This is a genomic window from Pseudosulfitobacter pseudonitzschiae (assembly GCF_900129395.1).
In the GTDB taxonomy this organism is placed as follows: domain Bacteria; phylum Pseudomonadota; class Alphaproteobacteria; order Rhodobacterales; family Rhodobacteraceae; genus Pseudosulfitobacter; species Pseudosulfitobacter pseudonitzschiae.
The window spans coordinates 51,801-66,994 of the sequence record NZ_FQVP01000009.1 but is presented as its reverse complement, the minus strand read 5'-3'; the positions used below and the strand labels follow the sequence as shown (position 1 = coordinate 66,994).

Annotated in this window: 11 protein-coding genes and 1 pseudogene; 7 read left to right on the top strand and 5 right to left on the bottom strand. The window is 58.1% G+C overall.

Annotation, left to right across the window (positions count from 1 at the left end; all coding sequences use genetic code 11):
• Positions 1-379 precede the first annotated feature (379 nt).
• Entirely contained in the window at positions 380-2,839 is a 2,460-nt protein-coding gene (locus BUC08_RS20300; RefSeq protein WP_051694632.1) for a hypothetical protein, read from the bottom strand.
• Positions 2,840-2,842: 3 nt separating this feature from the next.
• Positions 2,843-3,679 (bottom strand): 5-dehydro-4-deoxy-D-glucuronate isomerase, encoded by an 837-nt coding sequence (kduI, locus tag BUC08_RS20295; protein WP_051694633.1) that lies wholly within the window; start codon positions 3,677-3,679, stop codon positions 2,843-2,845.
• Positions 3,680-3,921: 242 nt separating this feature from the next.
• Here kduI and BUC08_RS20290 point away from each other — a divergent pair, with 242 nt between their 5' ends.
• Positions 3,922-4,938 (top strand): LacI family DNA-binding transcriptional regulator, encoded by a 1,017-nt coding sequence (locus BUC08_RS20290; RefSeq protein ID WP_037930229.1) that lies wholly within the window; start codon positions 3,922-3,924, stop codon positions 4,936-4,938.
• 4 nt (positions 4,939-4,942) lie between these two features.
• Here the strand turns inward: BUC08_RS20290 and kduD are convergent, their stop codons facing one another.
• From kduD to BUC08_RS20275, 3 genes are read right to left on the bottom strand one after another with little or no spacing between them, the layout of a single operon-like run.
• Positions 4,943-5,683: a 2-dehydro-3-deoxy-D-gluconate 5-dehydrogenase KduD gene (gene kduD, locus BUC08_RS20285; RefSeq protein ID WP_200796220.1), complete on the bottom strand. Its 741-nt coding sequence runs from the start codon at positions 5,681-5,683 to the stop codon at positions 4,943-4,945.
• A gap of 13 nt (positions 5,684-5,696) precedes the next feature.
• On the bottom strand, positions 5,697-7,025 hold the full coding sequence (locus BUC08_RS20280) for a TRAP transporter large permease (RefSeq protein WP_224769559.1): 1,329 nt from the start codon (positions 7,023-7,025) through the stop codon (positions 5,697-5,699).
• 1 nt (position 7,026) lies between these two features.
• Positions 7,027-7,527, bottom strand: coding sequence for a TRAP transporter small permease (locus tag BUC08_RS20275; RefSeq protein WP_037930236.1), 501 nt, complete (start codon positions 7,525-7,527; stop codon positions 7,027-7,029).
• Between the two features lie 307 nt (positions 7,528-7,834).
• Here BUC08_RS20275 and BUC08_RS20270 point away from each other — a divergent pair, with 307 nt between their 5' ends.
• The 6 genes and pseudogenes from BUC08_RS20270 to repC all read left to right on the top strand — a co-directional run bounded on the left by BUC08_RS20270 (position 7,835) and on the right by repC (position 14,224).
• Positions 7,835-8,902: a TRAP transporter substrate-binding protein gene (locus tag BUC08_RS20270; protein WP_234973781.1), complete on the top strand. Its 1,068-nt coding sequence runs from the start codon at positions 7,835-7,837 to the stop codon at positions 8,900-8,902.
• A 31-nt stretch (positions 8,903-8,933) separates the two neighbouring features.
• Complete coding sequence (bglB, locus tag BUC08_RS20265; protein WP_051694634.1) at positions 8,934-10,031, top strand: beta-galactosidase BglB; 1,098 nt, start codon at positions 8,934-8,936, stop codon at positions 10,029-10,031.
• Between the two features lie 84 nt (positions 10,032-10,115).
• Positions 10,116-10,352 (top strand): annotated as a pseudogene (locus BUC08_RS24420) (hypothetical protein); the annotation flags it as partial.
• 407 nt (positions 10,353-10,759) lie between these two features.
• Positions 10,760-11,959 carry a plasmid partitioning protein RepA gene (gene repA / locus BUC08_RS20255; protein ID WP_037930394.1) on the top strand — a complete coding sequence of 400 codons (1,200 nt, stop codon included), beginning with the start codon at positions 10,760-10,762 and terminating at the stop codon, positions 11,957-11,959.
• Positions 11,959-12,930, top strand: coding sequence for a plasmid partitioning protein RepB (repB, locus tag BUC08_RS20250; protein ID WP_224769560.1), 972 nt, complete (start codon positions 11,959-11,961; stop codon positions 12,928-12,930). The genes repA and repB overlap by 1 nt, the downstream gene beginning before the upstream one ends.
• A gap of 238 nt (positions 12,931-13,168) precedes the next feature.
• Complete coding sequence (gene repC, locus BUC08_RS20245; protein WP_037930248.1) at positions 13,169-14,224, top strand: plasmid replication protein RepC; 1,056 nt, start codon at positions 13,169-13,171, stop codon at positions 14,222-14,224.
• Positions 14,225-15,194 lie beyond the last annotated feature (970 nt).

Here is a 15,194-nt window from a genome sequence, read left to right as displayed (position 1 = left end):
AGGCGTGCTTTGTCACAGGGACGGAGATCATCGTTGACGGCTGGATGAGCGTGCGCTGCGCGCTGACCTGACCCAAACGGACACCGCGACATGGCGCGGAGCCCGTTTTGCCATTCACTTTTGCAGCCTTTGACCAACTTCTACTCAGTTTCATGGTCAAAAATATACAAAGACACTGCCCCTATCGTTGTCGCACATGCGACGTTCCGCTCTGAGGAGGAGAGCCCATGACATTTTCATTCAAACACTCTTTACGCGCGGCAGCTACCGCTTGCCTGATGACCGCATCAACTCGCTGACCCAATTCACAGGCAGTCCCACGCAACAGTAAAATCTATGGGGGGGGGGGGGGGGGCCGCCGCTTACACCTGACCTCAACTCATAGCGGGATTTCACTCCGGTTGCCTTCAAGGGTCCACGTCATCGGATCGAGCGTGCGGCCCTCGGCAATCACTTTTCCATCCCGGCGGAATTGCACGGTGCCATAGGTCGCATCCTCAACCACCAGGCAGCCGTCCGTCGTTTCAGCCAGTTCAAGCAGGTGGTCGTCCGAAAATCCGGCCAAGTCATCCGTTTGACCCAAACGGACGACCCAGATGCCCTGCCGCCCCGCAAGGCGAAGCTCATGACCTGCGGACCCGCCTTGCGACATAAGTTGCAAAGGTCCGGATGCCTGAATGACCATGGCACCGCGCCCGCTTCGGGCCAAGGCTCTGTTTCCGTCAACGCGCCATTCGTCGAATACAGGCGTCGGAAACCACGCGTGGGTGAAATTCGGCTGGGGCGCGACACCATCAAAGCGCACGACTGCCAGATCCCGGTATTGCTGCACGCGGGGCACACTCGCCGAACCGCCCCAGAAAGACGGTCGCCCAAAGCCGGACTGAACGATTTCACCTGGATGGTTGATGAACAGACTTGCAGAGGCTTCCCGTCCGATCCGCGCCTGGATCAGGGTTTCCTGATAGCCCCAGTCCTGCCAGCGGTAGAGCGCGGCGCTCCCCATCGCGGTCTCCGAGGTTTTGTAGTGGTAAAGTTTGCAGAAGGCGTTTTCACCCTGCCAGAACGTCCACTCCTGCGCCGTATCCTCGCGCTCCCAATTGGCGATCTCGGCGAGGTCGGGAAATTCGAGCCCGTGATCCCGCAACGCCAGAGCCACCTGCGCGAGGCAATTTACGTGGGCGCCGTACTGCCCCTGCCCCCAGAGAAGTCGCGCCAGCCCTGTCAACTCGAGCGTGTCGGCAACGCAGAGCGAATGCTCATAGCTGCGCCCCTGCGCCCCGGTGATGACGCCGTGATGCGCGGAATGCGCGACCATGGTGACCAGCTGGACGATGGCGGCACCCGCGCGTTTGCGGATCTCTGCATCCGGCGCAAGCGCAAACAGCGCGGTCATGCCTTTCAGGTCAATCGGGAAATACGTCGCCGAATTGAACTCGGCCATTTCAGCTTTTTCAAAGTGATCGAACCACTCCACCAGCCGCTTGTAGCCGACACGACTTTGTTCCCGTCCAGACCGACCAGACCTGCGGAAATGCGCCTCTGGCAGCAGGTCGCCCGCGAGATACGCAGAAGTGTGAAACAGAAGCGCGTGATTTTCAGAAAAATACCACTGAACGTCGTTTCCAGGCTCGTCCATCCAGAAACGGAAGTCGAGGGTCGCCGCGTCGATCCGAGCCACCAGCGCGGCGGGAAGTCGGTCGGCGTAAACGATCCGCGTCCACAGCAACGGAACCAGCGCAAAATCAGCGCAATCAAAGCAGTTTTCGATTCCCGGCAAGGCCGTCGTGATGATCTTCTCTGCGCGGGCCAAGGCGTCGGCGTCCCCGACTGCAGCGCATGCCAGGGCCGTCTCGGTGTCTGTCTCGGCGTGGCGCGCGATCCAGTTCAAAGCCTCGCTGATCCTGTCCTGCTGTCGCTCGGGCGCAGGCCCGGTGGCACTGCGCCAAGTGATCTCTGCCCCGAGACGCGCCTGCGCTGTAAACCGCCCGCAGGACAGCGAGAAATCGAAATAGCGGTAGTCCGCCGGAAACGCCGAGGAAGACGCGATCCGAACCTGCGTCGCGCCGCGCGGGATTTCGACGTCGACATCGTCATGGTCGTGCGACATGAAGTGTCCTGCGACCCGCACGCTGCCTTTCACATCTTCCGGGAAGGGCACTGGCAGTTGAAGATGGATATCCTGCCCATCATAGCATTTCCTGTCGAGAGACATGCCCTCGATGGCGGCCTCGACGCCTGCCACAAGGTCATCCGAAGCAGGGAACGTGTGACTGGCCGCCGCGGACGGACCATCCAGCCAGGTCAGCGCGATCCGGATCACGGCATCCCGCTCCGCGAGGTCTTCGAACTGCACCGCGATCTCGTTGTGGCCTTCTGTCAATTCGGCGTCGAATTCGACATCGTCCATCGCGTTGCGGGTGGCTGGCGAGAGCCACGCAACAGCACGTCCATTGACATAGGCGCGCGCGGCACCGCAAATCCCCAGGCGCAGCCGGGCGGTTCCGCTGTGCTCTGCCTTTACCGCCGTGCGCGCCCAGCCCCGGACCTTTGTGGCCCGGAACCAGAAGCCTGACAAATCGACAAAGGGCGACCCGAAGGGCAACACATTGCGCGCCTCTGCCCAGTCCGGAAGATCCTGCTCGGCAAGTTCCTTGCCGCGGCGTTCTTCGATATAAGCCGTGCGGCAGGGGTAAGTGTGCGGGATGAAGTTCTTGTCCTTGGTCAGGAAGAAGGTGGAATCCATCTCCCCTTCCATGGGCATGTCCGCAACGTTGTATTCGGCTTCATCCAGCCGAGTCACCTGCCAATAAGGAATAGGGGCGCCCGTCGTCAGCATGGTTCAGCGCAGCTCCGAAATCTTGACCGGATCGACGTCCGTATAGGCCTGGTTTTCGCCGGTCATGCCCCAGACAAAGCCATAAGGCCCGGTGCCGGTGCCCATGTGAATGGACCAAGCCGGTGACATGACGATATCACCCGCGCCGACCACCAGATGGCGCGTGTTGTCGGGGCGCCCCATGAAGTGCATGACGCGGTCCTCGGGGGACATGTCGAAATAGCAATATGCTTCCATGCGACGCTCATGAAGATGCGGCGGCATCGTGTTCCACATCGACCCCTTGGCCGGATCCGTGATGCCCATCAAAAGCAGGCAGGACGGGGAAACCTCGGGATGGATGTACATCGCCAGCGACCGGACGTTGCCTTTTTCAGCGTCGCCCATTTTCAGCACCTTGGCCTCGGACCGGGTGATCAGGCGCGTGGGAATGTCCGCCCCGGCGGGGACCGAGTTCATGTAGAACCAGGCCGGATTTTCGGCGTCGTCGCTTTGCATGGTCACGGTCTTGCTGCCGCGACCGATATAGAGGACATCGCGATTGCCAAGGTCGTAGCGGGTGCCGTCGACTTCGATCCAGCCGACCCCGCCAAGATTTGCGATGCCCATCTCGCGGGCCTCGAAGAATGTTTCGGTTCCGACGTCTTCACCGCCGCCAAACGACAGCGGAGCGCCTGTTGGCACGGCACCGCCCACGATCATGCGGTCGAAGTGGGTGTAGGCGAACCCGATCTTGCCCGGGGCAAACATCCCCTCCACCATGAAATTTTCGCGCAGCCGATCCGTGTTCATCGCATCGATCTGATCCGGTCCAGCCCCGTATTTTTGCAGCATTCCCATGGAAAGCCTCCTTCCGACGTTCAGGCGCGCGGACCTCGGCCCGCGTCGTTGCGTTTGGGTGGGACAGCGACACGCCGCGACGAAGGCGGCCCAAGGCCGGATACGACGCGTCATCCTCCCGTAAGCGCGCCCTCCCGCGCTTCGTCACCGAACCTTCCATTAGGAAAACATTTGTGCAATATGTAAATCTATTTCACAGTGGATCATGCATTCCACACCCTCCCAACAGCGAGGCGCCCATTATGGCCGGTTCCAGCCGCCCCCGGATCAGCGACATTGCACAAAAGCTTGGAGTCTCCACAGCGACCGTTTCACGCGCCCTGAGCGGCAATGGCTACGTTCGGGAATCCCTTGCGGCAAAGATCCGCTCCGCCGCCATCGAGATGAACTATGCATTGCCGGGCATGGCCCCGGGAAAGAAGGCGTTGCTGGTGTCCTCGCAAGAGGCGATGATCGACTTCAAGCGCAGCCAGTTCACAATGTACGTGCTGGAAGGCCTGCAAGAGCGGGCCGACGCGCGGGACATCGACCTGGAAACCCACATCTGCCAGGGGGACAAGGCGATGGAGCAACTGCGCGTCGCCGCCGCGTCGGAAGAGGTCATCGGGTTGTTGCTGGTTTCGGTGGACGATCATGTTCTGGACTTCGTACGCGGGCTCAACATCCCCGCTGTTCTGGTTAATGGCGACGATCCGGAAATGTGCCTGAGTTCCGTGACACCCTGCAATCGCTCTGCCGCGACGCTAGCGAGCCGTCACCTGATGCGCCTCGGACACGAGCGCATCGCCTTTCTCAGCCGCCCCGGCAGGCGCACCATCACGCGCCGCCTTGAGGGCTGGCGCGATGCGCTCGGACCTATGGCAGAGGGGGTTCTGGAACTCGACGTCGAAGACTGGACCGCCGAAGCCGCGGCAGCCCGGATCAATCAAGCCCTGGATGAGGGCCAGCAGTTCACAGCGATTGTTGCAGCGGCGGACATTCTCGCGGCGGGGGCAATTCAGGCACTGCAATCGCGTGGCCTGCGAGTCCCTGACGATATCTCCGTGGTCGGGATCGATGGCTTGCCGCAAGGGCAATACATGTCGCCCGCCCTGACGTCGGTGCGCATCCCCATGCAGGCTGTCGGAAGCCTTTCGCTCGATCTTCTGGTGGAAACCGTAAAGCTGCGCGCGGCGGGCGTGCCCATGCCCTCTCGAAGGATCGAGCTGGCCTGTGAATTGCTGCACCGCGCGAGCGCGGGACCGGCCGCCGGGCGCTGAAACCTCAGCGCGCCAGCCACCCGCCATCGACGTTCAGCACCGCGCCGGACACGTAATCGCTTGCGGGCGCGGCGAAGAATACCGCCGTTTCGGCAATGTCTTCCGGGCGTCCCCAACGTCCGGCGGGGATACGGCCCAGTATCTCGCTGGAGCGTTCCGGGTCGTCACGCAGCGCCTCGGTATTGTTGGTGGCAATATATCCGGGTGCGATGGCGTTCACGTTGATGCCGCTCTTGGTCCATTCGTTCGCCAACAGTTTGGTCATCCCCGCAACCCCATGCTTGGAGGTCGTATAGGACGGCACCCGAATGCCGCCCTGAAATGACAGCAGCGAGGCGATATTCACGATCTTGCCCCTGCCACCACGGGCAAACACCTCGCGGGCAAAGGCTTGGGATGTGAAAAACACCGCCTTTGCGTTGACGTTCATGACGTCATCCCAATCGGCCTCGGTGAAATCAACGGCATCCGCCCGCCGGATGATCCCGGCGTTGTTGACGAGAATGTCGATCTCGGCACCCTTGAACAGATCGACGCCCGCCATGGGATCGCTGAAGTCGACAAGGACCTCCTTCGCCTGCCCTCCGGCGGCGGTTATCGTGTCGACCGTTTCGGCACAGCTGCGCCGTCCGACGCAGGTTATGGCAGCGCCCGCGCGGGCAAGGGCGATGGCAATCGCCTGGCCGATCCCGGTATTCGCACCGGTGACAAGGGCGTGACGGTCAGTAAGAGAAAATGCAGACATCAAAGGTCTCCCATCATGGTTGCATGAGGCCAAGGAAGCGCGGGAGCGCCAGGGTGAACCACGGCACATAGGTCACCAGCGCCAGCGCAAAGCTCGTGGCGAGAAAGAAGGGCAGGATCGGACGGATCACCTGATCGATGCGCAGGCCTGCGACGGCACAGCCCACGAACAGCACGCTTCCGACCGGAGGCGTCATGGAGCCGACGCCAAGATTGAAGATCATCATGATCCCCAGGTGGACGGGATGTACCCCGATTTCCTGGGCGATGGGCAGGAAGATCGGCGTAAAGATCAGGACGGCAGGCGTCAGGTCCATGAAAAAGCCGATGATAAGCAAGCTGATGTTCATGATCAGCAGGATGACGATCGGGTTGTCGAAGGACAGGATGCCATCGGCGATAATGTCCGGGATGCCCGCAATCGTCATGACATAGGACATGATGCCGGACGCCGCGATCAGGAACAGGATCGAGCAGCTGGTCACGGCAGAGGACTTCAGTGCCTCAAGGTACTCGCGCCAATTGGCCATCCGGTAGAGCAGCGACAACAGGAAGGAATAAAGCACTGCAACCGCCGCGCCTTCTGTCGCGGTAAATGCGCCAATGGCGATGCCGCCAATGACCACGACAACCATCAACAGCGATGGCAGCGCAGCCCAGAAGGTGTGCAGCACCTCTCCGATGCCCGCGCGACCCTCGCTGCGATAGCCCCGTCGCCAGGCGATGATCGTAATCACGATCATCACTGAAAGCCCCATCAGCAGGCCGGGAATATAGCCCCCCATGAACAGCGCCGAAATCGACGTTCCGCCGGAAACCAGCGAAAACAGGATCAGCGGACCGGACGGCGGGATCAGGATGCCGGTGGGGGCCGAGGCAATGTTCACCGCTGCGGAAAAGCGACGATCATAGCCCTCCTTGGCCTGAAGCGGACCCATCACGCCACCAACCGCCGCAGCCGCGGCGATGGACGACCCGGAAATTGAACCGAACAACATGTTGGCGATGACATTGGTGTGCGCAAGCGCCCCCGGCATACGCCCCCCAAGCAGCTTGGCGAGATTAATCAGGCGAATGGCGATGCCGCCCTTGTTCATGATGTTCCCGGCCAGAACGAAGAACGGGATGGCCAGCAATGTGAAACTGTCGATCCCGGAGAACATCTTTTGTGCCCCGATGAAAAAGATCACGTCCGATGGCAGATAGACCATTCCGACCAGCAGGGAGGACACGCCAATCGCGATTGAGATCGGCGTGCCAAGTGTCAGCAACCCGAAGAACAGCGCGAAAAGCACGACAGCCGCCCCCGCCGGGTCGAGCATATAGTCGATCAGAAAATCCATCTCAGAATGTCTCCTCGGGCAGGTCGACCGGGCTTGCTCGACCGGTCGCGATCAGAAAAGTGTTGATCGCCTGCAATGCAATGATCAGCCCCGCAGAGACCGGAACAGCGAGATAGATCAGGCCCATCGACAGTTGCATGATCGGAGAAAGCTGTGTCATCGCCGATTGACTGGCCTGCCAGCCGCCCATCAGCATGACGAACCCTGCAAATGCGATGGTCACCAGCCCGTTGAAGATCCCAAGCGCCTTTTGCACCCCAGGCGGGCTAACATGCACCAGAAGCTCGAGAGACAGATGCTTTCGCGTACCAAAGCAGTAGGCCGTGCCAAGCAGCGCCATCCAGATCATCGTGAAACGCAGGGTTTCTTCGGTGAACAAAGCCGGTGTTGCCAGCACGTACCGCGTGAACACCTGCCACAGCATCAAGCAGACCATAATGACCAGCAGGGTGCAGATCAGAACAAGAAGCGTCCGCTCCAAGCCCCTTTTGAATAAAAGCATGGTTTGCCTCCTCTCCGGCGCACCTCATGTCAGGACACAGCTCTCCTCGCGCTTCCTCCCGCGGTGTGGTCCCGATGTAACCTTGGGATGTGAAACCTGCATGTGCAACATGAAAAATTATTGCACATACATCATTTCATCGACATGCTTTCGCAGTCAGTCCAGCGCGATCTCGCGACTTTGACGCTTTGACCACAGGCGCGAATTGGAAAAAGCCATTCCGTTAAAGGTGGCAAGCATAGCGCTTACGGGCGCGCATCCTGCGGGTCCCAGTATGAAAATTATTTACATCTAGCAATTTGTTTTCATGATCCGCATGCTGCCTACGTCTCCGGCATCGCGCCGAGTGACAACCGTGCCACCCACTGGAGGAGGTGGCGCTTTTCCCAGGGAGGACGACATGAAACTCAAAACACTTGCTCTTTCCGCCACCGCAGCGCTGGCACTGATTGCCGGCAGCGCGGATGCGACCACACGCCTGCGCCTCGCGAATTCGCTCTCCGAGGACCATCCCACAAGCACCGCCTTGCAACAGTTTGCGGATGAAGTGGAAGAAAAAACCGACGGTGAAGTCACCATTCGGGTTTTCCTCAATGGCGTTCTTGGCTCTGAACGCGAAGTGCTGGAACAGTTGCAGAACGGCGCCGTCGACATGACCCGCGTCAGCGCAGGCAACCTCGAGAACTTTGATCCAGTCTTCAAGGCCTTCACCCTGCCCTACATCTTCACCAGCGAAGACCAGTTCTATCGCGTGATGACCGGGCCGGTCGCCGATCAGGTCTATGCTGCGACCAAGGACAGCGGCTTCACCGGCCTGACATTCTTCGACAGCGGCGCGCGTTCGTTCTACACCAGCGACAAACCCATCGAGACCCCCGCCGACCTTGAAGGCCAGAAAATCCGGGTCATGAACTCCAACAGTTCGATTCGCATGGTCGAGATGATGGGCGGCACCCCGACCCCCATGCCCTATGCCGAAATCTACACCTCGCTTCAGCAAGGCGTCATTGACGGTGCCGAAAACAACGTCACGGCGCTGACCATCGGCCGCCACGGCGAAGTGGCCAAGTACTACAGCCAGGACGAACACCTGCGCGTCCCCGACTTCCTTGTGATCTCCAACGCGGCGATGGACAAGCTGACCGCAGAACAGCAGGCCATCGTAAAGCAGGCGGCCGTGAACGCCACCGAGGCATTTCGCGGCATTTGGGACAAGGCCGTTTCTGACGCCCGCACCCAAGCCGAAGAAATGGGTGTCACCTTCATAGAGCCGGACCAGGCGCCGTTCCGCGACAAAGTCATGCCTCTGCTCGATGAGTATCGCGATGATCCCGATTTCGGCGACGTTCTGAGCCAGATCCTCGCAACCGAGTAAGCCGAAAACCCCCGAAGAATAGAGTAGCGACATGATGACCGACACTGTGAACCTGCAAGACGAAATCCGGGAAAAGATCGCCCTGATTGTCTCCGGGCTGCGTAACCTCAGGGATGAGGGTCGTTTCAACGAACCGAATCTCGATGGCACAGCGGGAGACTACGTCAGCTTTGACAGTTGGGAATGGCCGCAGGGGGTTGGTCTCTATGGCATCGCGCAACTCTGGAAGCAAACCGGGGATGCCGAAGCGCGGGCGCTGCTGGAAGACTGGTATGACACTCAGTTTTCCCGCGGCTTGCCGAAAATGAACGTAAACACGACAGCGCCAATGCTGGCGCTGTCGATCCTCTGGTCGGAAACCCGCGATCCCAAATGGGAGCCCGCGATGCGCGATTGGGCGCAAAGGCTGCTCACAGAAGCCCCGCGCACCGTAAGCGGCGGTTTTCAGCACGACGTGTCGGACAAGATCAACGAAGGCGAACTTTGGGACGACACGCTGTTCATGTTGGCGCTGTTCCTTGCCAGCTACGGTCAGGCAAGCGGCCGCAGCGATCTAGTGGATGAGGCGACCTTTCAGTTCCTGGTGCACACCCATTATCTTGCCGAGCGCGAGACCGGGCTTTGGTTTCATGGCTGGACATTCGACGGGAACCACAACTTTGCACGCGCCCGCTGGGCCCGTGGCAACAGCTGGATTTCTGCTGGCGTGCTCGATCTCTTCGATCTGGCCGATCTCGACCAGGCGACCAAACGCTTTCTGTCCCATATCGTCACATCGCAGCTCGAAACGCTGCTGCGCTACCAGTGCGACAGCGGTGCCTGGCGCACCCTTGTCGATGACGAAACCTCTTACGAGGAAATCTCCGCGACGGCGGCCATCGGCTATGCGTTGCTCAAGGCCCATCGTCTGGGTCTTGGAGACGAACGCTGGCGTGCCGCCGGTCTCAGGGCGCTAAAGGCCGTCCTCACGCACATCGATAAGGACGGCGTCGTGCAACAGGTTTCGTATGGCACGCGCATGGGCCATGATCTTCAGTTTTATCGGGACATCCCGATACAGCCGACCGGATACGGCCAATCAATGGCTCTGCTCTGCCTGGTCGAGGCACTCAATCACGGACCGAAGTAGCACAGACGGATTTCGGCCCGGAAGCGTTTTGGTCCTGTCATTCTGCCCTGACTATCCTGATCTTTCGACACCCTACGGCTCTTCGAGGCGCAGGGCTCGGCCGTGGTGATCCAAGTCACCTCAATCCAAAGACATTTACCATTGCCCGAGCCGACCACGACCAAGGCGGCGCTTTTGACCTGCAGCAAGCTCCTGTCACAGCAAGTACCGCCCGATGGCGCGCGCTTGGTGCGGGTCTCTCCGGGCTGGATCGAAACGGAAACCTCCGCGGACCTGAATTCACCCCGCACAAAAGCATTGGTTGGCAGCTGCCTTTGGTGAAAATGTTTCTCGCCTGCGCGCAGCGACGTGGCGCTATGCCCTGCGAATCTAACCAAGGTCAGGTGTAGTTCTAAGACGGATGTAGAAGAAACCGCCGGTAGAAGCCCCTGCAGGCGACTGAAACTGCCATTGGTTACTTTGGGTTAGCGGCTATTGGACCAGATCGACGAATTAGCGTCCCGATACAGCAATATCGGCATTTAATTAATCTATTTCAATGACTTGCCTGGATTGTTATGCGTCAGAAAATTTTGGTGCTGCGGATAACTTTCACACTACATTTAGATTCTTCTTGCCGGACTCACTGGATCGTGGCATTCCCATTCTGACGGCAAAATGCGTCAGACACGCTATACACCGTCAGAATGATAAAGAGCCTAACAGGGGCCAAGAGTGAGCGGCAGTACATGGATGATCGTAACGTTGGATATGCGCAAGGCATAGGCTCTGCTGATATTGGAGCGTTTGCTGACAATCTGGCCGAGTCCTTGGACCGTCAGATGAAGATCGCATTCGAACCCGAAGTGCGGAAGTCCCTGCGGCGCTTCAGCTCTACCGAGGTTGCCGGCTTGCTGCGCGTAAGCCCTTCGAACCTTCGCAATCGGCACAAAGACGGCAGCTTCCCTGAGGTGCACACAGATAACCGCGGACACCGGTTCTACACGGCCGAAGATGTCGACAAATTGCGCGATATCTTGGGGCGCACGGGCAAGAATGCAGAAGCCTATCGCCCGGGTCGCCGCGATGGTGACCGTCTTCAGGTGATATCCGTCGTGAACTTCAAAGGCGGTTCGTCAAAGACGACCGCAACGATCCATCTTGCGCAAAGGTATGCCTTGCGCGGGTACCGTGTGCTGGTGCTGGACCTTGATCCGCAAGCAAGCTTGACCACGTTTTTCGGCTTTCGGCCCGAGCTTGAGTTCGCCGATGGCGGCACAATCTATGATGCTCTGAGATATGAGGATCAGCTTCCGCTCTCGCACGTTATCCAAAAGACCTACTTCCATAAACTCGACATGGTGCCCGCCGGTTTGATGCTCTCTGAGTACGAAACAGAGACCGCGAACGCACTCGCCCGTCGCGTACAGCCCATCTTTGCGGAGCGTCTCGCTTTGGCGCTTGAAGAGGTTGAAGCAGACTATGACATCGTCCTGATCGACTGCCCTCCACAACTTGGGTTTTTAACCCTGACCGCGCTGGCAGCCTCGACAGGACTTTTGGTAACCGTGGTGCCCGGCATGCTTGACATCGCATCCATGAGCCAGTTCCTGAAGCTCGCTTCAGAAACGGTCAAGGCGGTAGAAGAGGCCATCGGTCGGCGCGTTACCTGGGATTTTGTCAAGTTCCTGATCACCAGATACGAGCCATCTGACGGGCCACAGACCCAAATGGCAGGCTACCTGAGATCGATTTTGGCGGGTCAGGTCATGACAGAGCCGATGCTGAAGTCTACAGCGATCTCCGACGCGGGAATGACCCAGCAGACCGTCTATGAGGTCGATCCAAGCCAGTTCATCAAAAAGACGATTGATCGCGCCCTGACAAGCGTGAACGGCGTTGGCGATGAGCTGGAGCAGACCATTCAAATGGCATGGGGGCGTCGCTGATGGCACGAAACATCTTCAACCAGCCTCCAAAGGATGAAACGGAGCGCGCTGCCCCCTCCCCTGCCCCGCCAAAAGCGGCAAAGCTGCCAGGATCTGTTGGCGGCTTGCGCGACTCTTTGCGCGAGATTACAGCAAACTCGATCCGCGATATCGACCCCGACCAGATTGATATGGATGGGCTGCGCGATCGGTTGGTGCTGGAAGATTCCAGCATTGATGAGTTGGCCGAGAGCATTCGGAAGCATGGCCAGCAAGTGCCCATCATGGTCCGTCCATCAGCCCAGCCGGACAGATACCGCATCGTCTACGGCCGCCGCAGGCTTGCCGCGATCCGTAAGACCGGTGGAACTGTCAAGGCAATCGTCCGGACCTTGGATGATGACGCGTCACTAATTGCGCAAGGCCAGGAGAACAACCTTAGGCTTGATCCGTCTTTCATTGAAAAGTCTTTGTTTATCAAAGAGATGCAGGAGGCAGGCTACAAACCTGGGGTCATTCAGGATGCTCTGGGTCTGACCCGGCAAGGTGTATCCAACCACAGGGTCGTCATAGAACAACTGCCAGACGGTCTTGTTCAACTCATTGGGCCGGCACATGGGATCGGACGACGGCAATGGGGTGATCTGGCTGCCTTATCGGCAAAGGTAGATTTGGTGGACATCGCCAAGGAAACGCTTGCCGCCCTGCCCGACGACACTCCGAGTTCCGACAAGTTCCAAGCGGTCTATTCGGCTAGCTCGAGAAAAAAAGCGCGTGGCGACAAGAAGCCGACCACACGTGACCTGACTACGATCATCAAGGACAAGGACGGCAACTCATTGGCCACGCTGACAGTCGCCGACAAAGCAATCGCGATCAAGGTCACTAAAAAAGACAATCCAGAATTCAGCCAGTGGCTTGAAGAGCGCGTGGAAGCCACGCTTTTACAGCTCTTTGACCAATGGCGGAATGAGAGAGGCACTGGGTCCTAACCCAAGCCATACAGAGCAACACGAGCAGAGGAGAAAAGCGAAGACCCAAAAGAAAAGAGCCCCCCAAAGTTTCCCCTGGAGAGCCCTCATCATCTGATTAGCACCTCTGATGTAGCAATCTTCAGCACAACGGTCAAGAGTCACCGATTCGGTGGACCGATATTTATTGCCTTTTTCCTTGAGAAATCCGGGAAAGAGACGGGAAAGTGGTGGGCCGAATGGTCATCGTGAACAAATTATGGCATTCACAAAACTGTCGATCGATGCTGCGGGTGCAGATACAACCCGCGGCCCCGTTCCCACATCTGAAACCGACGTCTGGACCATATTCAGGGCGCTGAGAGATGCGCGAAGCGTGTTTGGCCTGCGTCCTGGACACATACAGACACTTCAGGCCATGCTTAGTTTTCTAAAGCCAGGCCATGGTGAAACGGTATTTGCATCGAACGATTCCATCTGCAAGCGCGTCGGCGGAATCGACGAGCGAACACTCCGCAGGCACATCAACCGCTTCGTTGAACTCGGGTTCATCAAACGCAATGACAGTTCGAACCGAAAGCGCTACCGCGTGCGCTCTTCCGGCGGGGCGTGCATCAGCTATGGATTGTCTCTCGCCCCCCTGCTCCAACGTGCCAGCGAGCTCATCACCATCGCGCAAGAGATGGAAAACAATCGGAGGGATCGGATATTTGTCCGCAAACAGATCCTCACAAAGCTTGCCCATCTGGAAGAGCACGAACCCTGCAACGCATTCATCGACCACGCACGTAGAGTTCTACGCAGGAAACTGAGCCTCCCCGAATACCACGCGCTACTTGCCGATACAAATGCCGTATGCCAAAGCTTGTCTACCCTGCATGATACGGCAGAAACTATAGAATTGCCCGCCAATGACGGGCAAACTGTCCGGCACCAATCTAAGTCTGAAGAAGAAAGAAAAGATTTAGATAGCAACCCGAGTACTGAAAATTTGAAACCAGATCTGCTGATTTCATTTTGCGATCAGGCAACATCGTTCTCTACAAAGCGACTTAGAGACTGGTTGGACATCGAAAATCATGCTCGAACACTCGCACCCATGATGGGGATACACCCAGAGACTTACGAGAAAGCAAAAAATTCCGTAGGAGCTCAGAAAGCGGCATGCGCAATCTTCATCATGCTACAGCTTGGAAAGCGCATCAGGGATTTTGGAGCGTATTTTCACAGTATCACCTTGGGTAAAAGACGCGAGCAATTTGATCCTCTAGCTTTGGTCATGCGAATGTCTGATACCAACAAGCGAATCGGCTGATGTCCACCGCGGTGGACATCTACCAGCAAATTGTGCCTATCGTTGCGGGACATGTTCAGCCGTTCGAAAACGGTAATACCGAGATGGGCCTAGGAGAGCATGTTCGTCCTCCGATTTTCTCGGATCAGCGGATGTCCACCGCGGTGGACAAGTAGCACACGAGCGAACTGAAGCGGAAATATCGCTGTCCATAAAGAACGCGCGACAGTCAGCACCGATTGATTTCAACTCCTCTGGGTGGTTCACGGTTTGAGGATCGCGCGGAGAACAAGTTCGATTTTTTGTGAATTTCGGATGCGCTGGTGGCACGGCTTGAGCGGTTCTTTACAAAGCCCCAAGGCAAATCGCACATCAATCACCAGCGTGTACCGAACGGAATAGCCTTAATAAGTTGCAACAGATTAAGGTGGAAAATGCTCAAAAGGGCTACGCCCATCCAAAACGCTACCCAACCGTTCACGGCGTTGCAGTGACAAGTGCCTATTCGTCCGGATCATCGTCGGGCAGACTACCGGACACCGCGAACAGAAGATCCTGATGATCGATGCAAATTACCGCAAAGGCTCAGCGATCGACGTCCAGCATGGGCGTCACACAGGGGGGAGCGGCTGCCGGATTGGCCGCTGACCCAATCTCTTCCTGTCTGCTATCTCTCTCGCTGCGACCGTCATCTGGTGGCCAGGAGTGTGGGCTGGGAAGCCCAGAGAAGGGACTTCGGCTGGCTCTTCTGATAAAGCCAATTCGTTGGAGGCAAAGCGCTTGCCTCAAAAGCTTGGGGGCAGGTGAGTTTGGTTCGACTGTCCGCCGTACTGTCGTGCAATGGCAAATGACGTTACTCTTGGATGGCGCCAGTGTCGGCGCAATACGGTCCGGAACAGCATGAACGGATCGTTAATCTGACAGGGCAGGGGGGTCGCTGCCACGCACCCGCAACAGGTAGATGAAATTGTGCCTGATACTCTGACGACGC